Raw genomic sequence first — 24222 nt, forward strand, 5'->3', positions numbered from 1 at the left:
ACCGTCCCAAACTATGGGAAGTTATTCCTACATGGTGAACGATAGTTGGCACGGCTAAGGACCGCAACCACGTTGCGGTCCTCGGCGGGGAGGTCAGGTCAGCGCGGCGTACCCGGGCTTGATGACGTCGTCGATCAGCGCGAGCCGGGCGTCGAAATCGATGAACGCGGATTTCATCGCGTTGATGGTGAACCAGCGGAAGTCGTCGACACCATAGCCGAACGTCTCGTGCAGCGCGGCGAATTCGCTGGTCATCGTGCATCCGCTCATCAGCCGGTTGTCCGTGTTCACGGTCACCCGGAAGCGCAGCTTGGCGAGCAGGCCGATGGGGTGCTCGGCGAGCGAGCGGACGGTGCCTGTTTGGACGTTCGACGTCGGGCAGATCTCCAGGGGGATGCGGCGGTCGCGGACGTACGCGGCCAACCGTCCAAGGTGGACCGTGCCGTCCAGGTCGGTCTTGACGTCCTCGGCGATGCGCACGCCGTGCCCGAGCCGCTCGGCGCCGCAGTGCTGAATCGCTTCCCAAATGGACGGCAAACCGAAGGCTTCGCCCGCGTGAATGGTGAAGTGCGCATTGTTCTGACGCAGATATTCGAACGCGTCGAGATTGCGGGTCGGCGGGAATCCGTCCTCGGGACCGGCGATGTCGAACCCGGCCACCCCGGCGTCCCGGTAGCGGACGGCCAGGTTCGCGATCTCGAGCGCCCGGGCGTGCTGGCGCATCGCGCAGAGCAACGTCGCGACGCGGATGGTGCCCCCGTTCGCGGCCACTCGCCGGGTGCCCTCCGTGAACCCCGCCTGGACAGCCTCGACCACCGCATCGAGTGACAGACCGCGTTCGACGAACAACTCCGGTGCGTAGCGCACCTCGGCGTAGACGACGCCGTCGGCGGCCAGGTCCTCCACCGCCTCCGCGGCGACCCTGACCAGGGATTCCTCCGTTTGCATCACTCCGCAGGTGTGCGCGAACGTCTCGAGGTAGGAAACGAGTGAGCCGGAGTCGGCCGCACGGCGGAACCAGGTGCCCAGCTCGGCCGGGTCGGTGGTGGGCAGACCGGCATAACCGGTCGTGTCGGCGAGCTCGGCGACGGTCGCCGGGCGCAGGCCGCCGTCGAGGTGGTCGTGCAGCAGCACCTTGGGCGCGCGGCGGAGTGTCTCGGTGGGCAGAACAGGGCTTTCGTCAGGCATCCCCCAACGGTAACCTCGTTGTCATTCCCCTACATGGCCGTAACTCTCAGGCTCGGGCTAACCCTCAGCGTTGAGGATCACGTCCCGAATCGGCCATCCGGGGGCAGCCTCCGCAATAGCCTCTTCACGGGGGCCATACAGACAGCAATTTTTGCAATCGATAAGCTTCGTGGCACGTCCCTCCATTTCCCCGCCGACGAAGGACACACAGCAGTGACCACTGACAACCACATTGCCGCCCCGTCCTTCGACCGGATGCGCAACATGCTGGTGCGCGCGGCCGAAGTGCGTGAGAGCGAGCAGCAGCAGATCTTCGACGCGCTCGACGACATCTACGCCCGCCTCGCGCCGGTGGACTCGCTGGGCGCGGTCCGCAAGCGGCTCTCCGAGATGCCCGACCGCACCGAGGTCAGCGTCCTGGCCGAGCGCCTCGACGAGACGATGTCCCGCCTCGAGGCGCAGGACGCGGCCATCGCCGCTCTGACCCGCGCGGTCGAGAGCATCGTCGACAAGCTCGCCAAGCCCTTCGCGCAGCTCGACGGCCGCCTCGACGGCGTCGCCGCGCGCTTCGAGGGCGTCGCGGGCCGGATGGACGGGCTCGAGGACAAGCTTCAGAACATCCACCGCCGGATCGACGAGGTGGGCGGGCACCTCGACAAGCAGGACGCGAAGATCGAGTCGCTGCCGCAGTCGGTCACCGGCCCGGTCCGCGAGCGGATCGAGCAGACCGAGGCGGCGCTGCGCGAGCGCGTCGACCACGCCGACCACGAACTGCGGGGCAAGGTCGACGAGCTGAGCCGCGTCACGCAGGAGCGCGTCGGCGAGCTGGGCCGCACCACGCACGAGCGGATCGACGCCAACACCGAGGCGCTCAAGGTCGCGCTGACCGAGACCGGCGAGATGATCGACGCGTCCGACCGGCTGGAGAACCTGGGCAACCGGCTCGAAACGGTCACCACCCGCCTGGACGACCTGGCCTCCCGCCTCGACAAGGTGGAGGACGGCTTCCTGTCCGGCATCGGCGACCTCGACGGCGCGCTCAAGGCGGGGCTGTCGAAGGTCGAGGGCACGCTGTCGAAGCAGCCGGACACCGACTCGGTGGACTCGCTGGTCCGCAAGAGCAACGACGAGAGCGTCCGCCGCATCGGCGGCCAGCTCGACGAGGCGATGGCGACGTTCGCGGAGCTGATGCTCGGTGGCGGCCCGGCGGTCCAGCAGATCTCCCCGCCCCCGCCGGCGCCGCGCCAGCCGCGCCGCAGCTCCCGCAACGGCCGCGCCCCGAAGCCGGCCGACGTGAAGGGCAAGACGGGCGAAGGCTCCGAAGAACCCACGGAGTAGGACTCACGCACGAAAAAGGCCCCCGCCGGATCCCGGCGGGGGCTTTCTCATGCTTCAGACGTCACTCGGACGGGTGATCATCTTCGCGACGATCATCACAGCCGAGCTAGCCGCGGATCGTCTCCACGACGATCGGGCCCGGCTCGGGCGCCGACGAAGCGATCGTGAAGCCGCCCTCGAGAGCGGACAGCGCCGCCGGGACCGCGTCGGGTGTGTCCGTGTGAAGTTCCAGCAGCGGGTCACCCTCGGAGACGCGGTCCCCCGGCTTGGCCAGGCACAGGATGCCCGCCGCGGCCTGGACCGGATCCTCCTTGCGGGCCCGGCCCGCGCCGAGGCGCCATGCCGCGACGCCCACCGCGTACGCGTCCAGCGAAGCCAGCACGCCCGAAGCCGGAGCGACGACCGTGTGCACGTGAGAGGGCGAAGGCAACGGCGCCGACGGGTCGCCGCCCTGGGCCGAGATCATCCGGCACCAGACTTCGTATGCCTCACCCGAAGCCAGCACCGCGGCCGGGTCCACGTCGAGACCGGCGAGAGCCAGCATCTCCCGCGCCAAGGCGAGCGTCAGTTCGACGACGTCCGCGGGGCCGCCGCCCTGGAGCACGTCGACCGACTCCGCGACCTCCACCGCGTTCCCGACCGCCCGGCCCAGCGGGACGTTCATGTCGGTCAGCAACGCCGTCGTCGGGACGCCGTGGTCGGCACCGATCGAGGTCAAGGCACCAGCCAGCGCCCGCGCCTGGTCGAGGGTCTTCATGAACGCGCCCGACCCGAACTTCACGTCCAGGACCAGCCCGGACGCGCCTTCGGCGATCTTCTTGCTCATGATCGAGCTGGCGATCAGCGGGATCGACTCCACCGTCGACGTCACGTCCCGCAGCGCGTAGAGCTTCTTGTCGGCCGGCGCCAGCCCGGACGTCGCCGCGCAGACCACGGCGCCGACGTCCTCCAGCTGGGCGAGAATCTCCGAAGTGGACAGTGCGGCCCGCCAGCCCGGGATCGACTCCAGCTTGTCGAGCGTCCCGCCCGTGTGGCCGAGCCCGCGCCCGGACAGCTGCGGCACCGCCGCACCGCACGCCGCCACCAGCGGCGCCAGCGGCAGCGTGATCTTGTCGCCGACGCCGCCCGTCGAATGCTTGTCGACAGTGGGCCGGGAAACGGAAAGCGACAGCCGCTCGCCGGACTCGATCATCGCGTGCGTCCAGCGGGAGGTCTCGGCCGAAGTCATCCCCCGCAGGAAGATCGCCATGGCCAGCGCCGACATCTGCTCTTCGGCGACCTCACCGCGTGTGTAGGCGTCGACGACCCAGTCGATCTGCTCGTCGGAAAGCGTGCCGCCGTCCCGCTTCGTCCGGATGACGTCGACCGCCGCGAACCCGCTCACGGCAGGTCGTCCGGGCCGAAGGCGTCCGGCAGGACGTCGGACATCGGCAGGATCCCGCTCGGCGTGTCCACCAGGCAGGAAGACCCGCCCAGCTCGAACAGGATCTGCCGGCAGCGTCCGCACGGCATCAGCAGGTCACCCGCGCCACTGCGGCACGCCACGGCGACCAGGCGCCCGCCGCCGGACAGCCGCAGCTGCCCGGCCATCGTGCACTCCGCGCACAGCCCGAGCCCGTAGGAAGCGTTTTCGACGTTGCACCCGGTCACCACCCGGCCGTCGTCGACGATCCCGGCCACCCCCACGTGCAGGCCAGAATATGGCGCGTACGCATGGGAAGCGGCCTCGATCGCGCGAGAGCGGAGCGCATCCCAGTCTACTGTGGACATCAGTCTTCACCCCGCCGGTACGGCTGGCCGTCGGCCTTCGGCGGCCGCAACCGCTGCGAAGCCACGGCCAGCACGATGAGTGTCACGAAGTGCGCGGTGTACGGGATCAGGTCCGACGGCAGCGTGTCGTTGGCCCAGTAGATCGCGTACAGCACGCCCGCGCCGACGACACCGAGCCCGGCCGCGATCCACTGCTTCCGGAACAGCTGCACGACGACGATCACGGCGACCAGGATCACCGCGCCGTACAGCAGCGCGAGCACCGCTTCGCCGCCGCCGGCGAGCTGCAGGCCGTCCGCGTAGCCGAACAGCGCCGCGCCGCCGAGCAGGCCGCCCGGCCGCCAGTTGCCGAAGATCATCGCCGCGAGGCCGATGTACCCGCGGCCGTTCGTCTGGTTCTCCAGGTAGTCCGCGCCGCCGCGCAGCAGCACCAGCGAGGCGCCACCCATGCCGGCGAACGCGCCCGAGATGATCACGGCGACGTACTTGTGCAGGTACACGTTCACGCCGAGGGACTCGGCCGCGACTGGGTTCTCGCCGCAGGACCGCAGCCGCAGGCCGAAGCGGGTCCGCCAGAGCACCCAGAAGCTCACCGGCACCAGGATGATCGCGAGCATCGTCAGCGGCGCCACCTCGGTGACCAGGCCGCGCAGGATGCCGGCGACGTCGGAGATCCCGACGCGCTGCTGCTTCTCCAGGTCGCCCAGCCAGTCCGACAGGAACGTCGCCGAGTAGGTGTCGAACTTCGGCACCACCGGCGACTGCCGCGGGTTGCCCGAGATCGGCGCGAAGATCAGGTTCGCCAGGTACTTCGTGACGCCGAGGCCGAGCAGGTTGATCGCGACGCCGGAGACGATGTGGTTGACGTTGAACGTCACCGTCGCCACCGCGTGCAGCAGCCCGCCCAGTGCGCCGAACAGCAGCGCGGCCAGCAGGCCGGACCACGCGCCGCCGTAGTACGAACCCCAGGCGGCGCCCCAGGTCCCGAGGATCATCATGCCCTCGAGGCCGATGTTGACCACGCCCGCGCGCTCGGCCCAGAGGCCGCCCAGCGCGCACAGCAGGATCGGCAGGGCCAGGCGCAACGCCGTCTGCGCGGTGTTGGACGACGTCAGCGCGGCGACGCCGGTGGAGTAGGACGCCGTCGAGACGACGGCGATGGCGACCACGGCCCAGATCACCCCGCGCAGCCAGCCGGGTACCCGGCCCCGCTTGCGCTGCACCGGCATGGTCGAGCCGGATTCGGGAGCGACGTCGGTGATCACACCGCACCCCCTTCGGCGACCGAGGAACCCTTGCGGCCGGCGAGTGCGCGCCCGACTCTGCGTTGTTCGGCCGCGAGGTCGGCCCGGCGCACGACCTCGTACGCCACGACGACCGACAGCACGATGATGCCCTGCATGATCGTCGCGATCTCCTTGGACACGTTGATCTGCTCCAGCGACACCGCGGAGGTGTCGAGGAACGCCCACAGCAGCGCGCCGAGCGCGATGCCGCCGGGGTGGTTGCGGCCCAGCAGCGCGACCGCGATGCCGGTGAAGCCGTACATCTGGGTCGCGGTGATGCCGTAGCTGTAGTCGCGGCCGAGCAGTTCCGGCATGGCGACCAGGCCGGCGACGCCACCGGAGAGCAGCATCGCGATCAGCGTCATCTTCTTGGCGCTGACCCCGCCCGCGGCGGCCGCGGTGGTGGACTCGCCGGACGCCTTGAGCTCGAAGCCGAACCGGGTGCGGTTGAGCATGAACCAGTAGGCCCCGCCGACGATCGCGGCGATGACGACGAACCCGAACAGCGTGCCCGAGCCGAGCGGGATGCCCGGGATCCGGCCGGACGGCTCGATCACGCGGGTGCCGATGTTGTTGCCCCGCTGCACGCCGAACTGGTCGGCGTTGATGAGGAACGCGATGATGCCGGCGACGATCGCGTTGAGCATGATCGTCGAGATGACCTCGCTGACCCCGCGGGTCACCTTGAGGACCGCCGGGACGGCCGCGTAGGCCATGCCCGCGACGACCGCGACCACCAGGATCGCGAGCACGTGGATGACCGGCGGCAGCTTCATCGCACCGCCGGCGATGGCCGCGACGACGGCGGCGAAGCGGTACTGGCCCTCGACACCGATGTTGAACAGGTTCATCTGGAAGCCGATGGCGACCGCGAGGCCGGACAGGTAGTACACCGTCGCCAGGTTCACCGTGTCGACGGCGGTCGAGCCCTTGAACATCTGGCCGATCATCGTGCCGTACGCCTGCAGCGGGTCGGCCCCGGAGATGATGAGCGCGATCGCCGACAGCAGCACGGCGAACACGATCGCCAGCAGCGGCGGCAGCAGTTTCGTGCGCCAGGAGGTCATTCTTCGTCACCCTCTCCCGCGCCGGTCATCGCGGAGCCCAGTTCCTGCGGCGTCACGGTGGCGGGATCGGCCTCGCTCACGAGGCGCCCGCGCAGCATGACCCGGATCGTGTCGGACAGGCCGATCAGCTCGTCGAGGTCGGCGGAGATCAGCAGCACCGCGAGCCCGGCGGCGCGGGCCTGGCGGATCTGCTCCCAGATCAGCGCCTGCGCGCCGACGTCGACACCGCGTGTCGGGTGCGAAGCCACCAGCAGCACCGGGTTGCCGGACAGCTCGCGCCCGACGATCAGCTTCTGCTGGTTGCCGCCCGAGAGCGCCGCGGCCGGGACATCGATGCCCGGCGTGCGGACGTCGTAGTCGCGGACGATCCGCTCGGTGTCGGCGCGGGCGCCGGCGATGTCGAGCAGCTGTCCCTTCGAGACCGGCTCGCGGGTCTGGTAGCCGAGGATCCGGTTGACCCACAACGGTTGCGTGAGCAGCAGGCTGTGCCGGGTGCGGTCTTCGGCGATGTAGCCGATGCCGGCTTCGCGCCGCGCCAGCGTCCCCGCCTTGGTGAGGTCGCGGGCCTTACCCTCCGCGTCGACCAGCTCGATCGTGCCGCCGGACGGCTTGCGCATGCCCATGATCGTCTCGACGAGCTCGGTCTGGCCGTTGCCCTCGACGCCGGCCACGCCGAGCACCTCGCCCGCGTGCACGGTGAAGGAGACGTCGTCGAGCGCGTTGCGGCCCGAGCCCTCGGCGCCCAGCGTCAGCCCGGTCAGCCGCAGCACGTCCCGGTCGGTGACCGTGGACTCGCGGGTCTCCGGGCTGGGCAGCTCCGAGCCGACCATCATCTCGGCGAGCTGGCGGGAGGTGATGGTCTTCGGGTCGGCGGTGCCGACGGTCGTGCCGCGGCGGATCACCGTGACGGTGTCGGCGATCGCCCGGACCTCGTCGAGCTTGTGCGAGATGAAGAGGAACGTGTAGCCGCCGGCCTTCATCTCCCGCACGGTCTCGAAGAGCGCGTCGACCTCCTGCGGCACGAGGACCGCGGTCGGCTCGTCCAGGATGATGATCTTCGCCCCGCGGTAGAGCACCTTGACGATCTCGACGCGCTGGCGGTCGGCGACGCCGAGCTCCTCCAGCAGCGTCTCCGGCTTGGCGTGCAGGCCGGTCCGCTCGGCGAGCTCGGCCAGCCGCGCGCGGGCGGCCCGGCCGATGCCGTGCAGGGCCTCGGCGCCGAGGAAGACGTTCTCGCCGACGGTCAGGTTGTCGGCGAGCATGAAGTGCTGGTGCACCATGCCGATGCCGGCGCGGATGGCGTCCTGCGGGTTGCGCAGCTTCACCTCTTCGCCGTTGATCGCGATGGTGCCTTCGTCCGGCGGCTGCATGCCGTACAGGATCTTCATCAGGGTGGACTTGCCGGCGCCGTTCTCGCCACAGATGGCGTGCACCTCGCCGGCGGCGACGGTGAGGTTGACGTCGGAGTTGGCCACCACGCCGGGAAAGCGCTTGGTGATCCCGGTCAGCTGGACGGCGGGGGCGCCCCGGTCGGGGACGGCCTCGGCCGGGGCCTCGGCTGTGCTCATGGGCGGGAGAATTCCATATCTCTGGAACGCGCGAGGGGCCCGGAGGGGAAATCCCTCCGAGCCCCGGACACGTTGTGAGTTACTTCTGCGGCTTGTCCGAGACGGTGACGGCGCCCGAGATGATCTGGGCCTTGTAGCCCTCCAGGACGTCCTTGATGTCGTCGACCTTGCCACCGGAGGTGGCGTAGCCGACGCCGTCGACCTTGAGGTCGAACCGCTTCGGAAGGACGGTCAGGTCGCCCTTGGCGACGGCCTGGATGTAGTCGAACACCGCGACGTCGACCCGCTTGAGCATGGACGTGATGATGACGTCCTTGTCGGCCGCGACGGTCTTCTGGTTGTACTGGTCGGAGTCGACCCCGATGGCCAGCGCGTTGCCCGCCTTCGCGGCGTCGAAGACACCCTTACCCGAGGCACCCGCGGCGTGGTAGATGACGTCCGCGCCCTTGGCGATCTCGGCCGCGGCCTTCGCGTTGCCCTTCGGCGGGTCCTGGAACCCGGAGAAGTCACCGGCCGGGGTGAGGTACTCGTCCTCGATCTTGATCTTGGACGAAACGGTCTTCGCGCCCTGCAGGAAGCCGGCCTCGAACTTCTGGATCAGCGGGGTGTTGACACCGCCGACGAAGCCGATGTGGCAGTTCTTGCTCTTGTACGCGGCGGCGACGCCGGCCAGGAACGAGCCCTGCTCCTCGGCGAAGACCAGCGGCGTCACGTTCGGCAGCTGGATCGAGTCGTCGTCGACGATCGCGAACTTGGTGTTCGGGTACTTGGCGGCGACGGCCTTGACCGAATCGGCGTAGGCGAAGCCGACCGCGACGATCGGGTTCAGGCCCTGCGAAGCCATCTGGTCGAGGCGCTGCTGCTTGGCGGACTCGGCCTCGCTGGCGGAGGCGGTGCTTTCGCTGACCGTCGTCACGCCGAGGTCGGACTTCGCCTTGTCGGTCCCCGCGGCGGCGGCGTCGTTGAACGACGCGTCACCCCGGCCGCCGACGTCGAAGGCCAGGCCGATCTTGAGCTGGCTGCCGTCGACCTTGCCACCGGCGGCGGCCGTGCTGCTCGACGCGGCGGGCGCGGCGGGCGGCTTCTGCGCGGTGACGCAGTCCGAGCCACCCGACGAAGGCGCGGCGCTGTTGTTGCTGCTGCCACCGCTCGAGTCCTTGGCGCACCCGGCCAGGGTGAGCACCCCGGCCATGGCCACGGCGGCCAGCGCGGTTCCACGCATGCGACGCAACGTGTGTCTCCCTCCCCGCTGATCCAGCGGATGGTCAAGGGCGCGTCCCGGCCCTACTGCCGGGTCGACCGCCAGACCGTACCCAACGGACAGGAATGCGCCATAGGAAAGGCACGCTACGTAACACAAACGTTTACTCACGAGTCGCGCGTGCGACGAACTGGACACCGAACGTGATCATCGACTCTGCGGGGAGGCGACTTTCGGGGGATTGTTTCGCTTTGGGACGGCGAAAATGCCGGTTCGTGTCACTCAGTGTGCCGGGCTGACCGAAGGGTGGGCCAGCCCGGTCACTCTGTGAGATGACGGGAATGTGAAGTCAAGTGATTCAGCCGCAGGTGAGCCGGGCGGCGGCCCAGTCGCTGCGGTCGTAGGAGTTGCCGTCCCCGCCGTCGGTGACGACCAGCCGCAGGTACCGCGCCCCGTGCAGGTCCGCCGCCAGCGGCAGTGCGGGGTCCTGCCACGTCCGGACGCCGGTGGCCGCCGCCTTCACGCCATCGGCGTAGACCTCGAACGTCGCCGAGCCCTGCTTGTTCGTCGCCTCGCGCTCGTCGTCGACGCCGACGTCCGCGGTGAACGCCGTGCAGCGCCCGCCCAGGTAGAAGACGACTTCGCTGGGTGCGTGCGCGCCGAGGCCCTTCGGGTAGACGACGCCGTTGACGGTCAGCGGCTTCCCGTCGCCGGCGGGGATGCTGCCGTTGGACATGTCCCGCTCGACCGGGCCGTAGCCGTTCTTCTCCGCCGCCCAGCGCAGGTCGCTCGCCCACGCGGACGTGGTGGGCGGCGCCGCCGGCACGGTCAGCTGTTGTTCACCGGTCCAGGTGACCGGCCCGAACCCGAGCGCGCGGTAGGTGACGCCGCCGTGCAGCACCGCCGTCGTGCCTTCGGTCCCGGCGGGCGGGGTGACCCGCCAGCGGCCGGCCGCGGTCTCCCCCGTCCCGAGCACGACGGCCCGCGGCCGCGCCACCTGCTCGACGTGCCACCCGCCGGGCGCGGTGAGCGTCACGCGGGGGTCGAACACCGGGACGCGGGCCTCGTCGGTCGCCGACACCGTGACCTCGAACGGCTGCCCGGCGGGCGTGATCTCGCCCGGGACGCCCGGGACCGGCGACGCCAGCTCGATGCCGGTGCTCACCAGCGGCGCGTTCCGCCACCACGAGCCGCCGGCGTGGACCCGGTAGACGACCGTCGCGTGCGGCGGGACGACCGCGGAGATCCGGCCCGCCGTCTGGAGGTCGCGGTGCGCCCAGAGGTCTCGCGCGGTGTACCCGGCGGCTTTCGCCAGCCCGGCGGCGGCCGCAGTGGTGCCGATCGTGGCACCGGACGTCGTCTCGTTGAACAGCGCGATCGCCACGTCGCCGCCGTCCAGGGGCTTGGCGAAGACCCAGTGTCCGTCCTGGTTGGACAGCACCCGCGCCTGGGCGCCCCGGCGGTCCTGGTCGAGCGCGATGACCTCGGCGTTGCGCAGGACGTCGAAGTTCGCCGCCGACACCTTGCGCAGGTCGGCGCCGATGAGCAGCGGGGCGGCCATCATCGCCCACAGCGAGAAGTGCGAGCGGTACTCCTCGGTCGCCATCCCGCCGTTGCCGACCTCGAGCATGTCGGGATCGTTCCAGTGCCCCGGCCCGGCGTACGGCGCCAGCGGCGCGTTCGCCTTGAGGATCTGGACCATCTTGGCCCAGTTGTCCTTGATGTCGCCGGTGGTCCGCCACAGGTGCCCGACGTCGGCACCCCACGTCCACGGCTTGTTCTCGCCCCACTCGCAGAGCGAGTACACGATCGGGCGACCCGTCTTCTTCAGCGCGTCGCGCATCTTCGTGTAGCGCTCGAGCGCCGGGCGGCCCTGGTTGTTGCAGTTGTCGTACTTGAGGTAGTCGACGCCCCAGTCCGCGAACGTCCGCGCGTCGACGTCTTCGTGGTCGAGCGCACCCGGCTGGGTCTTCGCGCAGGTCAGCGTGCCCGCGCTGGTGTAGATGCCGAACTTGAGCCCCTTCGAGTGGACGTAGTCGGCGAGTGCCTTGATGCCGCTCGGGAACCGGGCCTTGTTCGCCTGCATGCGCCCGTCGGCGTCCCGCTCCGGCTCGGCCCAGCAGTCGTCGACGTTGACGTACTCGTACCCGGCGGCCTTGAGTCCTTTGTCGACGAAGATGTCGGCGGTGTCGCGGATGAGCCGCTCGTCGACGGCGCAGCCGGTGGTGTTCCAGTTGTTGAAGCCCATCGGCGGGGTCAGCGCCAGTCCGTCGGGCAGTGCCTGCGCGGGCGTGACCGACACCACGGGCAGCAGGACCGCGACGGCGATCACCAAGCCGAGTCGTCGCACCAGAACGTCACCCCATCGTGAGAGATCCGATGTTTGCCCGAGCGACGCTAGGGACGGGCTGACAGTTGGTCAATGACAGCCCGAAACTACCAGCCGTTTGGCGTAGAGCATCAGATATCAGATCTTGCAGAGGTCAGATGACCGCTGAATGGGACGGCTGATCGCACCGCACCGCCGAGTGCGCTGCACCACACCGCCGGGTGGCGGTGCGGGAGCACCGGTGTCTGGTCCATCACAGAGGGGAACCCGGAGGTGAGCCGCGCTTCGGGTGCGGGTCTAGCATCCGATTCATCCAGGCTCGATGACGTTGATCTCGGCACAGCCGCCGTTCCCGCGGCGACAGCGGACCTCACCGGCCACCGGGCGCACAGTCAGACGTTGGAGGCCGTTCACCGATGTCCACCACGGCGAGCACTGCCAGCGGGGTGGGATCGCCCCCTCCGGGGGCGGGAACCAACACTGCGGCAGGGGCTAGCGATCGGGCGGGTGCCTCACGCCGGCAGGGGACCTTCTACCGGGGCGACCCCGGCATGTGGTCCTGGGTGCTGCACCGCATCACCGGCGTGCTCACATTCTTCTTCCTGTTCGTGCACGTGCTCGACACCGCGCTGGTGCGCGTGTCGCCGAACACCTACGACCAGGTCATCGAGACCTACAAGACGCCGATCGTCAACCTCCTCGAGGTCGGCCTGGTCGGGGCGGTGCTGTTCCACGCGCTGAACGGCATCCGCGTCATGCTGGTCGACTTCTGGTCGAAGGGCCCCCAGCTGCAGAAGGCCATGACGTGGGTCATCGGCGTCGTCTGGGTCGTCGTGATGGTCCCCGGTGCGTTCTTCATGCTGAAGCGCACCGCCGAGATGCTCTTCGGGGGTAACTGACATGGCCGACCTCGCGCTCGCCAACCCCCGCGCCCCGAAGCGCCCGGCCGCGCGCCGGAGCAACTTCGAGCTCTACAGCTGGCTGTTCATGCGGATCTCCGGGCTGGCGCTGGTCATCCTGGTGCTCGGCCACCTGCTGATCATGAACATCCTCGACGGCGGTGTGCACCGGATCAACTGGGGCTTCGTGGCCGGCCGCTGGGCCTCGCCGTTCTGGCAGTTCTGGGACCTGGCCATGCTCTGGCTCGCCGAGATCCACGGCGGCAACGGCCTGCGCACGATCATCGACGACTACGCGCGCAAGGACAGCACACGGTTCTGGCTGAAGATCCTGCTCTACGTCTCGATGGTGCTGATCCTGGCCGTCGGCACGATGGTGATCTTCACCTTCGACCCGAACATGCCCGCGAACTGAAGCCACGGAGACTTTTTCGATGCAGTTCCACAAGTACGACGTGGTGATCGTCGGCGCCGGCGGCGCCGGGATGCGCGCGGCCATCGAGTCCGGCCAGCGCGCCCGCACCGCGGTCCTCACCAAGCTCTACCCGACCCGGTCCCACACCGGCGCGGCCCAGGGCGGCATGTGCGCCGCGCTGGCGAACGTCGAAGAGGACAACTGGGAGTGGCACACCTTCGACACGATCAAGGGCGGTGACTACCTGGTCGACCAGGACGCCGCCGAGATCATGGCGAAGGAGGCCATCGACGCCGTCCTCGACCTCGAGAAGATGGGCCTGCCGTTCAACCGCACGCCCGAAGGCAAGATCGACCAGCGCCGCTTCGGCGGGCACACGCGTGATCACGGCAAGGCGGCCGTGCGCCGCGCCTGCTACGCCGCGGACCGCACCGGGCACATGATCCTGCAGACGCTGTACCAGAACTGCGTCAAGTACGGCACGGAGTTCTTCAACGAGTTCTACGTGCTCGACCTCGTCACCACCCCGGACGAGAACGGCAACCCGGTCGCCTCCGGCGTCGTCGCCTACGAGCTGGCCACCGGCGAGCTGCACGTCTTCCAGGCGAAGTCGATCGTGTTCGCCACCGGCGGCGCGGGCAAGATCTTCAAGACGACGTCGAACGCGCACACCCTCACGGGTGACGGCCTCGGCATCATCTTCCGCAAGGGCCTCCCCCTGGAGGACATGGAGTTCTTCCAGTTCCACCCGACCGGCCTCGCGGGCCTGGGCATCCTCATTTCCGAAGCCGTCCGCGGCGAGGGCGGGATCCTGCGCAACGCCTCCGGCGAGCGGTTCATGGAGCGCTACGCCCCCACCATCAAGGACCTCGCGCCCCGCGACATCGTGGCGCGCTCGATGGTGCAGGAAGTGCTGCAGGGCCGCGGGTGCGGCCCGAACAAGGACTACGTCGTCCTGGACGTCACGCACATCCCCGAGGAGACGCTGAACGCGAAGCTCCCGGACATCATGGAGTTCTCCCGCACCTACCTGGGCGTCGACCCGGTGAAGGAGCCGGTGCCGGTCTTCCCGACCTGCCACTACGTGATGGGCGGCATCCCGACCAACATCCACGGCGAAGCGCTGCGGGACAACGAGAACGTCATCCCCGGCCTGTACGCCGCGGGCGAGGTCGCGTGCGTGTCGGTGCACGGTTCGAACCGGCTTGGCACGAACTCGCTGCTCGACATCAACGTGTTCGGCCGCCGCGCCGGCATCGCGGCCGCGGAGTACGCGCTGGCGCACGAGCACGTCGAGCTGCCGGAGAACCCGACCGCGCTGGTCGAGGAGCAGCTTTCGGGTCTGCTGTCGGAGCACGGCGACGAGCGCGTCGCCGACATCCGCAAGGAAATGCAGCAGACGATGGACTCGCACGCTTCGGTGTACCGGACCGAGGACACGCTGAAGCAGGCGCTGACCGACGTCCAGGCGCTCAAGGAGCGGTACCAGCGGATCACCGTGTCGGACAAGGGCAAGCGGTACAACACCGACCTGCTCGAGGCCGTCGAGCTCGGCTTCCTGCTGGAGCTGGCCGAGGTCCTGATCGTGGGCGCGCTGGCGCGCAAGGAGTCCCGCGGCGGCCACGCCCGCGAGGACTACCCGACCCGCGACGACACGAACTTCATGCGGCACACCATGGCCTACAAGCAGGGCTCGGGTCTGTCGTCCGACATCCGGCTGGACTACAAGCCGGTCACCTTCACCCGCTACGAGCCGATGGAGCGGAAGTACTGATGACTGCGGCAACCACTGAAGACGCTCCGGCCGCTTCGGACGAACACACCCCGATCACGGTCACGCTGAAGATCCTCCGGTTCAACCCCGAGGTCGACAACGAACCGCACTGGGAGTCCTACGACGTCCCGGCCCAGCGCACCGACCGGCTGCTGAACCTGCTGTTCTACGTCAAGGACTACATCGACGGGACGTTCTCGTTCCGCCGGTCCTGCGCGCACGGCGTGTGCGGGTCCGACGCGATGCAGATCAACGGCATCAACCGCCTGGCGTGCAAGGTCCTCATGAAGGACCTGCTGGAGTCCGGCGGCAAGAAGACCACGATCACGATCGCCCCGATCAAGGGCCTGACGACGTTGAAGGACCTCTACGTCGACATGGACCCGTTCTTCGAGGCGTACCGCGCGATCAAGCCGTACCTGATCACCTACGGGAACGAGCCGACGCGCGAGCGCATCCAGTCCCAGGCGGACCGTGACCGCTTCGACGACACCACGAAGTGCATCCTGTGCGCGTGCTGCACGTCGTCGTGCCCGGTGTACTGGAACGACGGCTCGTACTTCGGCCCGGCGGCGATCGTCAACGCCCACCGGTTCATCTTCGACTCCCGCGACGAGGGGGCCGAGGAGCGCCTGGACATCCTGAACGACGGCGAGGGCGTCTGGCGCTGCCGCACGACGTTCAACTGCACGGACGCCTGCCCGCGCGGGATCCAGGTGACCAAGGCGATCCAGGAAGTGAAGCGCGCCCTGCTGTTCAAGCGCGTCTGAGTTTCTCTCACCACCCGAAGGCCCTCCGGCGACTTCTGCCGGAGGGCCTTTCGCCATTCTTTTGTCCTGGGCAACGGTGTGGGGCTCGGCTAGCCTGAAGGGTCGACACCGATCACAGGATGCGAGCGTATGGGTGCTGGTTCGGATCTTCGCCGCATTGTTTCCCGCAGACTGGCCCCCCTCGTCGCAGACCTCGAAGAACACGTCTTCCGCTACGGCTATTTCCGCACCCTGACCGGGACACTCGCTTCACTCGGCACCGTCGGCCTCCTCGGCCAGGTCCTCGGGCTCACCTGGCTGCGGATCACGTTCGCCACCGCGGCCGCCGGCCTCTTCGTGTTGGTGAGCGCGCTTTCCTTCGCGGGCACCCAGCGGCTGCGTGGCAAGCTCAAGCACATCGAAGAGCTCCTGCACACCTACGCCGACCACATGCATTCGACCTCGCCGTTGTCGGTGCGGGAATGGCGGCAGGAAGTGACCGTCGAGGAAAACGGCGACGCGCACTGCCGCCGCGACCTGGTGCTCGACGCGGCCGCCAACGGCACCTTGCGGTACGTCTCGGTCAACCTCGTCTACTACGGCACCACCCGCCTGACGAACCGCGACCGGCGCAAGGTCCGGTGCCACGCCTACCACGCGGGCGAGGACGACGTCGACCAGCGGACCCGGGCCGACGGCACGTCGGTCTGGACGTTCACCGCGGACGGAAAGCCGAAGCTGGACATCTACATCCACCTGGGCACGGTGGTCCAGGCCGGCGACCTCATCACCGTCGAATGGGATTGGCCGGGCTATTCGGCCGACCTGATGAACGGCACCGCCCCGGAAAGTTTCGACGTGCTGTTCAACAAGGAAATCGGCAAGTTCGAGCACCGGGTCGTCTTCCGGAACGTCCGGTCCCCCGCCGCCTTCAAGGTGCGCAACCAGAACGCCCAGAACCTGCAACGACACCGGGTCGGTCAGGACATCGTGGTCGAGTTCTCGGCGGAGGCCCCGGAAAGGGAAACCCGGATGGGCTTCATCGCCGACTACTCGCAGAGCTGAGCTGACGAAAAACCGCCCGGACCCCCAACGGCGGTCCGGGCGGAGGTGGCTGATCGTGCGATCAGTTGCCACCCGTCTCGGAGCCGCCTGACATGGAGATCCATTCCCGAGCCGCGGAGATCCGCGGCTCTGTGCTTGGGGCCTGTTGGTCCGGTCAGGCTACACCGGCGCATGGCCCGCGTCTTCTTCTGTACACCCGGTCAAGTGAACGCTCCGGAACGTTGCTCCGACACGGTGAAGGCCTCCCCGTTCACCGAACGGGGAGGCCTTTTCCATGACTCCTAACGCACCGCGTCCAAGGCGTCGACCAGGCCGTGGCCGTAGTACGAATTGTTCTTCGCCGGGCCCGTGCACTCGGTCTCCGTGGCCGCGCACTTCACCACGTCGGCTTCGCCCTCCAGGAACTTGGCCAGCAGCTGCGGCGGGATCCCGCGGAACCGGGACGCGATCAGCGCCGCCACGCCCGCCGCGTGCGGGGAGGCCATCGACGTGCCGCACTTCGAGCCGTACTGGCCGCCGACCACCGTCGACAGCGGGCACGACGGGCCCGCGCCGTCCGGCGGGGTCTGGCCGAAGTCGCCGCCGGGTGCCGTCACGTCGATCTCGCCGTAGTTGCTGAACGACGACTTCGTGCCCGCGTAGCCGACCGACGACACCTTCACGACGCCGTCGATCGCCTTCGGGAGGATGCCGCACGTCGAATCCACCGGGTGCGGGCGGTTGGGGTCCGTCGTCTGCTTGGTCGTGTCGAAGCCGGAGTTGCCCGCCGCCGCCACGTTCAGCACGCCGCGGTGCGTCGAGAACTCCACCGCCCGGCGGACCGCTTCGAACGCCGCCGCGTCGCCCGGCTGCTTCGGGCAGTAGAACATCCCCGGGTCGATGTAGTAGCTGTTGTTCGTCACCGCGAACCCGTGCTCGGCCGCCCAGACGAACCCGCAGACCGCCGACTCCGGGAAGATGTAGCCGGCGTCGTTGACGACCTTCACCGAGGCCAGCCGCACGCCCGGCGCGACGCCCGTGAAGCCCGTCGCCTTGTCCTTGCCGGCGATCGTGCCCGCCACGTGCGTGCCGTGGTCCGACGTCGTGGGCGCCCAGGACGCCGGGGAAAGGTCCGGCGCGCCCGTCACGCAGCCCGCCGAGGAGCGAGCGTCGACGGCCGCCTTCAGCGCCGGGTGGGTCGCCTCGATGCCCGAGTCGAGCACGCCGACCGTCACCGCGCGGCTGCCCTGGTAGATCTTGTTCGCTTCGGGCGCGTGGATCGCCTTCATGTCCCACTGCTGCGCGGACAGGTCACCCGCGGCGGCGACGGACCGCGTGTCCTCCAGGGTCCGCACCGCACCCAGCGAGCGGGCCGAGGCCGCGGCGCCCTGGGAAGCCACGTCCTTGCCGCCGGAGTAGGCCCGGTAGACGCCGATCTTCTGCTGGAAGTCCGCGTTGCGCGAGCTGGCGATCGCCACGCCGATCGGGGCGTAGTAGGCGACCTTCGTGCCGCACTTGGCGGCCAGCTCCTTGTCGACGGCCGACGCGCGGGTGCCCGGCTGGTACGTCACGACGTAGGTGTACGGCGTGCTCGTCGTGTCGCAGGCGACCGGCGCGGCCTCCGCGGCCGGGGCCGCCGCGAACAGGCCGCTCCCGACGGCCAGCACGAGCGGGGCCGCCATTCGACGTAAACGGGACATTCCACCTCCAGGTTCGGTGGCGCCAACCTAAACCGGGCTGCCGGGCCGCGCCACCGACCAAGGAGGGGGATTCAGGCGTCGACGCGCGAACCGGCCCGCACGCCGCGCCAGCCGAGCACGCCGATGATCGTGCCGAGCACGAACGACACGACCGTCAGCACGGCGTGCACCACGAAGTACGCCGTGGGCGAGCCGTCGGGGGTCCAGGCCCGGTCGCTGTCCCACAGGTTCTTGGCGAAGGTGATCCAGATGATCCACGACCACACACCGAAGGCCAGCAGGAACAGCGAGGTGCCGCGTGACATGCGCATGCCCCTGAGTATGCGACGCGGGCCGCGGCGCTAGATTGCGTGGGTGCACTCTGTTGTCTCCCGGTCGCTCAAGGTCTTCACGACGACGCTCGCCGCCGCCCTGCTGGCCCTGAGCACCCCGGCGCTGGTGGCCGCCGCGCCGCAGCAGGGCCAGTGCGCGAACCGCCAGGCTCCCCCGCCGCCGGTCGACACGTCGGAGAAGCCCGCGCCGGGCAAGCAGGTCCCGGCACCGCTGGCCGTGCCCGCGGTCCCGGTCGGCGGCAACCGGATGGCCGAGTGCGGCCTGGTCACCCCGGACGGCGCGCTCAACCCGCCGGACGGCAACACCGCGGCGTCGTGGCTGGTGCAGGACCTCGACACCGGCGCGGTCGTCGCGGCGAAGGACCCGCACGCCCGGCAGCGGCCTGCGTCGCTGATCAAGACGCTGCTCGCGCTGGTCGTCGTCACCCAGCTGGACCCGCAGCAGCCGGTCGTCGCGACGAAGGAGGACGCGGAGCAGGAGTGCACCTGCGTCGGCCTCGTCGCCGGCGGCCAGTACACCGTCGACCAACTGCTGCACGGACTGCTGATGCACTCGGGCAACGATGTCGCACACGCGTTCGCCACGGCGCTCGGCGGGGCCGACTCCGCGGTGGCGAAGATGAACGCGCTGGCCGCGAAGATCGGCGCGCTCGACACGCGCGCCGCGACGCCGTCGGGCCTGGACGGGCCGGGCATGTCGACCTCGGCCTACGACCTCAGCCTGATCTTCAACTACGCGATGAAGCAGCCGGAATTCGCGAAGGTCGTCGCGACGAAGAACTTCGAGTTCCCGCCGGCCGGCGGGAAGCCGGCCATCCCGATCTTCAACGACAACAAGCTGCTCGGCGTCTACCCCGGTTTCCTCGGCGGCAAGACCGGCTTCACCGACGACGCGCGCCACACCTACGTCGGCGCGGCGCAGCGCAAGGGCAAGCGCCTCGCGGTGGTCATGCTGCGCGCGGAGCAGAAGCCGACCAAGGTGGTCGACCAGGCGGCGAAGCTGCTCGACTACGGCTTCGCGCTGGAGGACGACCGCGCCGTGCCGGTCGGCCAGATCACCTACCAGCCGCCCGCCACGACTCCGGCGGACGGCGACCCCTCCGTGCTCGCCGACGGCGGCACCGGCCACGGTGGCACGTCGGCGGCCGCCCCGGCGGCGAAGGAAGACCCGTTCGGCGTCACCGGCTGGATCATCACGCTGGTGGTGTTCCTGATCATCCTCGGCGGGTTCGTGGTCGGGCACCAGCGCAAGAGGGCCGCGAGCTAGCGGAAACCGGGCCCCGGCTCCGGGGTGACCCGGTCGGTGGCGATCGCGCCACCGCAGTGCCCGCAGGCCACGAACGTCCCGGCGATTTCGCCGCAGTCGTTGTGCCGCAGGAGAATCGGCGGTCCCTCCGGTCCGGCGAGGTGCTTGTCGCCCCACTGCATGAGCGTGACGACGGCGCCGAAGAGGTCCCGCCCGGCGGAGGTCAGCACGTACTCCGGCACGGAGCCGACGCGCTCGAGCACACCGGCGTCGACGAGGGTCTTCAGCCGCGCGGACAACGTCGGGCGCGGGATGGACAGGTTGCGCGCGAACTCGCCGTAGCGGCGCACACCGAAGAAGGTCTCGCGCAGGATGAGCAGGCTCCACCGCTCGCCGACCAGGTCGAGCGCTCGGCCGACCGAGTCCGCCGTGAACCGGTGGCCGAGGCCGGTCACAGCTGCTCCGTCCGGGCCGGGACGCCCAGCAGCAGTTTGCCGGAAAGTTCGTAGCTGGCCGGGTTGACCTGGAAGTGCGCGGTCGCGGTGTGCGCGTCGCGGAACCGGCGCTGCAACGGCGAAGTCTCGTAGATCGCCGCGCCGCCGCCGAGGTCGTACATGCCGGCGGCGACCTTCGCGGCCGTGCGCGTCACGTGCGTCGCGGCCAGCCGGAGGCCGAGCTTGAGGGCGTCCGGCACCGGTTCGGTGCCCTGCGCGGCCTGCCAGGCGTCGTCGATGCTGCTGTAGAACAGAAGCCGTGCCGCGCGCAGGGCCGCCTCGGCCTCCGCGACGGCGGCCTGGGTCGCCGACCGCTCGGCCAGCGACCGGCTGGAACCGAGCGGTTTGCGCGTCGAGGCGAGCTCGACGAGGTCGTCGATCGCGCCGCGCGCGTTGCCCAGCGCGGCGGCCGCGACCGACAGCGCGAAGAAGCCGAAGAGCGGAAACCTGTGCAGCGCAACGGCTTCCGGCGGCGGACCGGCCATCACCGAGAAGACGCGGTGGTCCGGGACGAACAGTTCACTTGCGACGCAGTCGTGGCTGCCGGTCCCGCGCAGGCCGTTGGTGTGCCACGTGTCGAGCACTTCGATCTCGGCCTTCGGCAACGCGGCGACGTAGAGCGCTTTCTCGTGGACGAACCCGGCGAAGAGCCAGTCCGCGTGCGGGATGCCGCTGCAGAACGCCCACCGGCCGTTCACGACGTACCCGCCGTCGACCTTCCGGCCGGTCCCGCGCGGTGCCCAGACCCCGGCGGCGACCGTGCGCGGGTCCCCGAAGACTTCCTCGGCGCACTTCCGCGGAGCGTAGGCCGAGAGCAGGCTGCTCGTGACGGCGATCGAGACGCACCAGCCGGCCGAGGCGTCCCCGCGCGCGACCGTCTCCGCGGTTTCGAGGCTGATGGCGGGAGGGGCTTCGGGGCCACCGAGGTGGCCGGGGACGCCGGTGCGGAACAGCTGGGCGTCGGTCAGCTTCGCGACCAGCTCGGGTGGCAAGGCACGCTGCCGTTCGGTGACGGGTGCGAGGGTCTTGGCGAGGTCGGCACACTCGCGGGCGGCGTCCAGCAGCACGAAACCCTCCGGTTCAGATTTCTTACCGGTGCAGTTTCTTTACTGGCCGGCCGGCTGTCAAGACTTGCGGCGGCCACCCAGCCACGCCAGCAGCGCACCGGCACCGAAGGCACCCGCGACGGTGCCGAGACCCGGCCCGCGCTGCACGGTGACGCTCTGCTCGAGCCGCACCGGCGGCGGGGGCGCGACGACCTTGCGCTCGTTCTCCTTCGCCGTGGCCGTCCACGCCGTGATGAGCAGCAGGAAGCGCGAGACGAGGTTCGCGAACACGAGCAGGCCGATGACCGGCCCGAACAGCGCGGCCGACGGCGACTTCGTGACACTGGCCAGGTAGAGCGAGCCGACCTGCTGCAGGATGACGAACCCGACGGCGGCGACCACGGCGCCCTTGACGGCACTGCGCAGCGCGACCCGCTCCCGGGGCAGGCGGGCGATGACCCAGATGAAGACCAGGGTGTTCGCAACCAGTCCGAGCACGATGGTCGCCCCGCGGAGCAGGACGATCGCCCAGGTGGCGTGCTCGAGCCCGACGAGTTCGAGCAGGAACTGCCCGACCCCGCCGCCGACCGCGGTCAGCGCGAAGGAGACGACGAGCGCGACCCCGAGCCCGATCAGCGCGACGAAGTCCTTGAGCGTCTGCTTGACGAACGGCTGCGGCTGCTTTTCCTGGCCCCACTGCGCGGTCAGCGCGTCCCGCAGGTTCGACATCCAGCCGATGCCGGAGTAGAGGGCGATGAGCAGACCGAAGATCCCGATGCCGCCACCGGAGTCGAGCGCACCCTTGACGATGCCGTTGACCAGGTCCTTGAGGCCTTCCGGCACGGAACTGTTGATGCCGTCGGTGATCTTCGTGATGATCGTCTGGTCGTGGTTGACGACCAGCCCGACCACGGCGAAGGCCACCATGAACAGCGGGAAGACGGACAGCACGCTGAAGTAGGTGATGGCCGCGGCGTAGTGGTTGCCGTACCGCTCGGTGAAGGCGTCGTTGGCCCGGATGAGGTGATCGAGCCACGGGTACTTCCGCCGCAACCGCGGCAGGAGCTTTTCCTTCTCTTCGTTCGCCACCGTGAAACGCTAACCACGCTTGGTGAACCCCGCAACGCGAGCGGTGTGCACGGGGGAGGTCGGCTTCCTTGCGTGGTCCGCTTGTCGTTGCCCGCGCCTCCGAGCCGCCGCGGGGCAGCTCAGGCCAGGGCAGCCACCAAGGCGGGGTAGGCGTCCGCCGCGGTGAGCACCGGCGTCCCGCGGCTCGCGGCGAAGGCGGCGACCGCGTCGTACGCCTGATCCAGCTCCGGCTCGGTCAGCGCAGCCGCGGCCTCGACCTCCGACGAACCACGGGCGGCGAACCGGCGCCGGGCCACCTCGCGCCCCGGCAGCAACACGACCTCGTGGAAGCTCGCCCCGCATTCGCTCGCCAACGCTTCGAGGCGTTCGGGAAAGCCCGCGCGAACCACCAATTGCGGCACCACCACATCGTGCCCGGCGCCGAGATGGGTGCGCGCCGCCGCCAGTGCGATGTCCCGCGCCAGGAGTCCGGCTTCGCCCGGGGACGCGCGCCAGCCGCCGAGCATGGCGCGGATGCGGTCCACGTCCAGCGCCAGTGCCGGCGGGTGGCTGTCGGCGTAGCGCCGGGCGAGCGTCGACTTGCCGCTGCCCGGCGGGCCGTTGAGCAGGATCAGCTTCACCGCACCGGCGGCAGGAACCCGATCCGCTGGTAGGTCTTCGCGAGCGTCTTCGACGCCACCTCGCGGGCGCGTTCGGCACCCGCGGCGAGGACCTTGTCCAGCTCCGCCACATCGTCCAAATAGGACTTCGCGCGGTCCTGGATGGGCGTCACCCACTCGATGAACACCTCACCGAGGTCCTTCTTCAGGTCGCCGTAGCCCTTGCCCTCGTACGCCGCTTCGAGGTCCGGGATCGTGCGGTCGGTCAGGGCCGAGTAGATCGTCAGCAGGTTCGAGACGCCCGCCTTGTTCTCGGTGTCGAACCGGACCTCGCGGCCCGTGTCGGTGACCGCCGAGCGGATCTTCTTCGCCGAGCGCTTCGGGTCTTCGAGCAGCTCGATGATCCCGTTGACGTTCGACGCCGACTTGCTCATCTTGGCCGTCGGTTCCTGCAGGTCGTAGATCTTCGCGGTGTCCTTGATGATGTACGGCTCCGGCACCACGAACGTCTTGCCCAGCCGGTTGTTGAAGCGCTGCGCGAGGTCGCGCGTCAGCTCCAGGTGCTGGCGCTGGTCCTCGCCGACCGGGACCGCGTCCGCCCGGTACAGCAGGATGTCCGCCGCCTGCAGGACCGGGTAGGTGAACAGGCCGACGCTGGAGCGGTCCGAGCCCCGCTTCGCCGACTTGTCCTTGAACTGCGTCATCCGGCCGGCCTCGCCGAAGCCGGTCTGGCACTCCAGCACCCAGCTCAGCTGGGCGTGCTCCGGGACGTGGCTCTGCACGAACAGGGCACTGCGCTGCGGGTCGATGCCGATGGCGAGCAGCTGGGCGGCCGAGACGCGGGTGCGCTGCCGCAGCACCTTCGGGTCCTGCTCGACGGTGATCGCGTGCAGGTCGACCACGCTGTAGAACGTCTCGTGCGTGTCCTGCAGCCGCACCCACTGGCGCAGCGCGCCGAGGTAGTTGCCGAGGTGGAACGAGTCGGCGGTGGGCTGGATCCCGGACAGGACCCGCGGGCGGCGCTCTGCGACGGTCTGCTCTTCGGACACGTCAGGATTCTTCCAGGCCGGGACGAGTGCCGGGCGCCG

22 protein-coding genes are annotated in these 24222 nt (G+C 69.6%); 7 read left to right on the forward strand and 15 right to left on the reverse strand.

Annotated features, from left to right (window positions below):
- Positions 1-93: 93 nt before the first annotated feature.
- The gene (locus tag ACFVYA_RS06490; RefSeq protein WP_387043083.1) at positions 94-1188 is read right to left on the reverse strand and encodes an adenosine deaminase; all 1095 of its coding nucleotides are present in this window, start codon (positions 1186-1188) and stop codon (positions 94-96) included.
- 213 nt (positions 1189-1401) lie between these two features.
- Between ACFVYA_RS06490 and ACFVYA_RS06495 the strand changes: the two genes are divergently transcribed.
- Positions 1402-2526, forward strand: a complete 1125-nt coding sequence (locus tag ACFVYA_RS06495) for a PA containing protein (protein ID WP_285988241.1) — start codon at positions 1402-1404, stop codon at positions 2524-2526.
- A 106-nt stretch (positions 2527-2632) separates the two neighbouring features.
- On the opposite strand, the gene ACFVYA_RS06500 is transcribed toward ACFVYA_RS06495, so the two are convergent.
- The 7 genes from ACFVYA_RS06500 to ACFVYA_RS06530 form a co-directional block, all read right to left on the reverse strand.
- A complete protein-coding gene (locus ACFVYA_RS06500) occupies positions 2633-3910 on the reverse strand; it encodes a thymidine phosphorylase (protein WP_387043085.1) in 1278 nt (425 codons plus the stop codon).
- Positions 3907-4296 carry a cytidine deaminase gene (locus tag ACFVYA_RS06505; RefSeq protein ID WP_176173152.1) on the reverse strand — a complete coding sequence of 130 codons (390 nt, stop codon included), beginning with the start codon at positions 4294-4296 and terminating at the stop codon, positions 3907-3909. Before ACFVYA_RS06505 ends, ACFVYA_RS06500 begins: the two co-directional genes overlap by 4 nt.
- A complete protein-coding gene (locus tag ACFVYA_RS06510) occupies positions 4296-5525 on the reverse strand; it encodes an ABC transporter permease (protein WP_387043247.1) in 1230 nt (409 codons plus the stop codon). Before ACFVYA_RS06510 ends, ACFVYA_RS06505 begins: the two co-directional genes overlap by 1 nt.
- A 32-nt stretch (positions 5526-5557) precedes the next feature.
- Positions 5558-6649, reverse strand: coding sequence for an ABC transporter permease (locus ACFVYA_RS06515; RefSeq protein WP_387043087.1), 1092 nt, complete (start codon positions 6647-6649; stop codon positions 5558-5560).
- Entirely contained in the window at positions 6646-8217 is a 1572-nt protein-coding gene (locus ACFVYA_RS06520) for an ABC transporter ATP-binding protein (RefSeq protein ID WP_285988237.1), read from the reverse strand. Before ACFVYA_RS06520 ends, ACFVYA_RS06515 begins: the two co-directional genes overlap by 4 nt.
- A gap of 79 nt (positions 8218-8296) precedes the next feature.
- Complete coding sequence (locus ACFVYA_RS06525; RefSeq protein WP_285988236.1) at positions 8297-9439, reverse strand: BMP family protein; 1143 nt, start codon at positions 9437-9439, stop codon at positions 8297-8299.
- Between the two features lie 337 nt (positions 9440-9776).
- The gene (locus tag ACFVYA_RS06530; protein WP_387043090.1) at positions 9777-11768 is read right to left on the reverse strand and encodes an NPCBM/NEW2 domain-containing protein; all 1992 of its coding nucleotides are present in this window, start codon (positions 11766-11768) and stop codon (positions 9777-9779) included.
- 395 nt (positions 11769-12163) lie between these two features.
- On the opposite strand from ACFVYA_RS06530, the gene sdhC reads away from it, so the two are divergent.
- The 5 genes from sdhC (at position 12164) to ACFVYA_RS06555 (ending at position 16649) form a co-directional block, all read left to right on the forward strand.
- Positions 12164-12646 (forward strand): succinate dehydrogenase, cytochrome b556 subunit, encoded by a 483-nt coding sequence (gene sdhC, locus ACFVYA_RS06535; RefSeq protein ID WP_387043092.1) that lies wholly within the window; start codon positions 12164-12166, stop codon positions 12644-12646.
- Position 12647: 1 nt separating this feature from the next.
- A complete protein-coding gene (locus ACFVYA_RS06540; protein ID WP_086839710.1) occupies positions 12648-13061 on the forward strand; it encodes a succinate dehydrogenase hydrophobic membrane anchor subunit in 414 nt (137 codons plus the stop codon).
- Between the two features lie 19 nt (positions 13062-13080).
- Complete coding sequence (sdhA, locus tag ACFVYA_RS06545) at positions 13081-14835, forward strand: succinate dehydrogenase flavoprotein subunit (RefSeq protein ID WP_387043095.1); 1755 nt, start codon at positions 13081-13083, stop codon at positions 14833-14835.
- Positions 14835-15605: a succinate dehydrogenase iron-sulfur subunit gene (locus tag ACFVYA_RS06550; RefSeq protein ID WP_285988233.1), complete on the forward strand. Its 771-nt coding sequence runs from the start codon at positions 14835-14837 to the stop codon at positions 15603-15605. Before sdhA ends, ACFVYA_RS06550 begins: the two co-directional genes overlap by 1 nt.
- A 129-nt stretch (positions 15606-15734) precedes the next feature.
- Positions 15735-16649, forward strand: a complete 915-nt coding sequence (locus ACFVYA_RS06555) for a hypothetical protein (protein ID WP_387043097.1) — start codon at positions 15735-15737, stop codon at positions 16647-16649.
- Positions 16650-16930: 281 nt separating this feature from the next.
- On the opposite strand, the gene ACFVYA_RS06560 is transcribed toward ACFVYA_RS06555, so the two are convergent.
- The gene (locus ACFVYA_RS06560; protein ID WP_387043099.1) at positions 16931-18328 is read right to left on the reverse strand and encodes a S8 family serine peptidase; all 1398 of its coding nucleotides are present in this window, start codon (positions 18326-18328) and stop codon (positions 16931-16933) included.
- 71 nt (positions 18329-18399) lie between these two features.
- Positions 18400-18639 (reverse strand): SCO4848 family membrane protein, encoded by a 240-nt coding sequence (locus tag ACFVYA_RS06565; RefSeq protein WP_285988230.1) that lies wholly within the window; start codon positions 18637-18639, stop codon positions 18400-18402.
- A gap of 43 nt (positions 18640-18682) precedes the next feature.
- Here ACFVYA_RS06565 and ACFVYA_RS06570 point away from each other — a divergent pair, with 43 nt between their 5' ends.
- A complete protein-coding gene (locus ACFVYA_RS06570) occupies positions 18683-19927 on the forward strand; it encodes a D-alanyl-D-alanine carboxypeptidase family protein (RefSeq protein ID WP_387043101.1) in 1245 nt (414 codons plus the stop codon).
- Here the strand turns inward: ACFVYA_RS06570 and ACFVYA_RS06575 are convergent.
- The 5 genes from ACFVYA_RS06575 to trpS all read right to left on the reverse strand — a co-directional run bounded on the left by ACFVYA_RS06575 (position 19924) and on the right by trpS (position 24183).
- Positions 19924-20361, reverse strand: a complete 438-nt coding sequence (locus ACFVYA_RS06575; protein ID WP_387043103.1) for a winged helix-turn-helix transcriptional regulator — start codon at positions 20359-20361, stop codon at positions 19924-19926. The two genes, ACFVYA_RS06570 and ACFVYA_RS06575, sit on opposite strands and share 4 nt — an antisense overlap.
- Complete coding sequence (locus tag ACFVYA_RS06580; protein WP_387043105.1) at positions 20358-21467, reverse strand: acyl-CoA dehydrogenase family protein; 1110 nt, start codon at positions 21465-21467, stop codon at positions 20358-20360. Before ACFVYA_RS06580 ends, ACFVYA_RS06575 begins: the two co-directional genes overlap by 4 nt.
- A gap of 57 nt (positions 21468-21524) precedes the next feature.
- Positions 21525-22535 (reverse strand): inner membrane protein YhjD, encoded by a 1011-nt coding sequence (yhjD, locus tag ACFVYA_RS06585; RefSeq protein WP_387043107.1) that lies wholly within the window; start codon positions 22533-22535, stop codon positions 21525-21527.
- Positions 22536-22654: 119 nt separating this feature from the next.
- Complete coding sequence (locus ACFVYA_RS06590) at positions 22655-23155, reverse strand: AAA family ATPase (RefSeq protein ID WP_387043109.1); 501 nt, start codon at positions 23153-23155, stop codon at positions 22655-22657.
- On the reverse strand, positions 23152-24183 hold the full coding sequence (gene trpS / locus ACFVYA_RS06595) for a tryptophan--tRNA ligase (protein WP_387043110.1): 1032 nt from the start codon (positions 24181-24183) through the stop codon (positions 23152-23154). Before trpS ends, ACFVYA_RS06590 begins: the two co-directional genes overlap by 4 nt.
- Positions 24184-24222 lie beyond the last annotated feature (39 nt).

Origin of the sequence: Amycolatopsis sp. NPDC058278 (assembly GCF_042881395.1) — a bacterium.
In the GTDB taxonomy this organism is placed as follows: domain Bacteria; phylum Actinomycetota; class Actinomycetes; order Mycobacteriales; family Pseudonocardiaceae; genus Amycolatopsis.

Coding starts and splice junctions, on each gene's coding strand:
- ACFVYA_RS06490 (WP_387043083.1), bottom strand. CDS start 1,188: ATGCCTGACGAAAGCCCTGTTCTGCCCACCGAGACACTCCGCCGCGCG.
- ACFVYA_RS06505 (WP_176173152.1), bottom strand. CDS start 4,296: ATGTCCACAGTAGACTGGGATGCGCTCCGCTCTCGCGCGATCGAGGCC.
- ACFVYA_RS06510 (WP_387043247.1), bottom strand. CDS start 5,525: ATGCCGGTGCAGCGCAAGCGGGGCCGGGTACCCGGCTGGCTGCGCGGG.
- ACFVYA_RS06515 (WP_387043087.1), bottom strand. CDS start 6,649: ATGACCTCCTGGCGCACGAAACTGCTGCCGCCGCTGCTGGCGATCGTG.
- ACFVYA_RS06520 (WP_285988237.1), bottom strand. CDS start 8,217: ATGAGCACAGCCGAGGCCCCGGCCGAGGCCGTCCCCGACCGGGGCGCC.
- ACFVYA_RS06525 (WP_285988236.1), bottom strand. CDS start 9,439: ATGCGTGGAACCGCGCTGGCCGCCGTGGCCATGGCCGGGGTGCTCACC.
- sdhC (WP_387043092.1), top strand. CDS start 12,164: ATGTCCACCACGGCGAGCACTGCCAGCGGGGTGGGATCGCCCCCTCCG.
- ACFVYA_RS06540 (WP_086839710.1), top strand. CDS start 12,648: ATGGCCGACCTCGCGCTCGCCAACCCCCGCGCCCCGAAGCGCCCGGCC.
- sdhA (WP_387043095.1), top strand. CDS start 13,081: ATGCAGTTCCACAAGTACGACGTGGTGATCGTCGGCGCCGGCGGCGCC.
- ACFVYA_RS06550 (WP_285988233.1), top strand. CDS start 14,835: ATGACTGCGGCAACCACTGAAGACGCTCCGGCCGCTTCGGACGAACAC.
- ACFVYA_RS06555 (WP_387043097.1), top strand. CDS start 15,735: ATGGGTGCTGGTTCGGATCTTCGCCGCATTGTTTCCCGCAGACTGGCC.
- ACFVYA_RS06560 (WP_387043099.1), bottom strand. CDS start 18,328: ATGTCCCGTTTACGTCGAATGGCGGCCCCGCTCGTGCTGGCCGTCGGG.
- ACFVYA_RS06565 (WP_285988230.1), bottom strand. CDS start 18,639: ATGCGCATGTCACGCGGCACCTCGCTGTTCCTGCTGGCCTTCGGTGTG.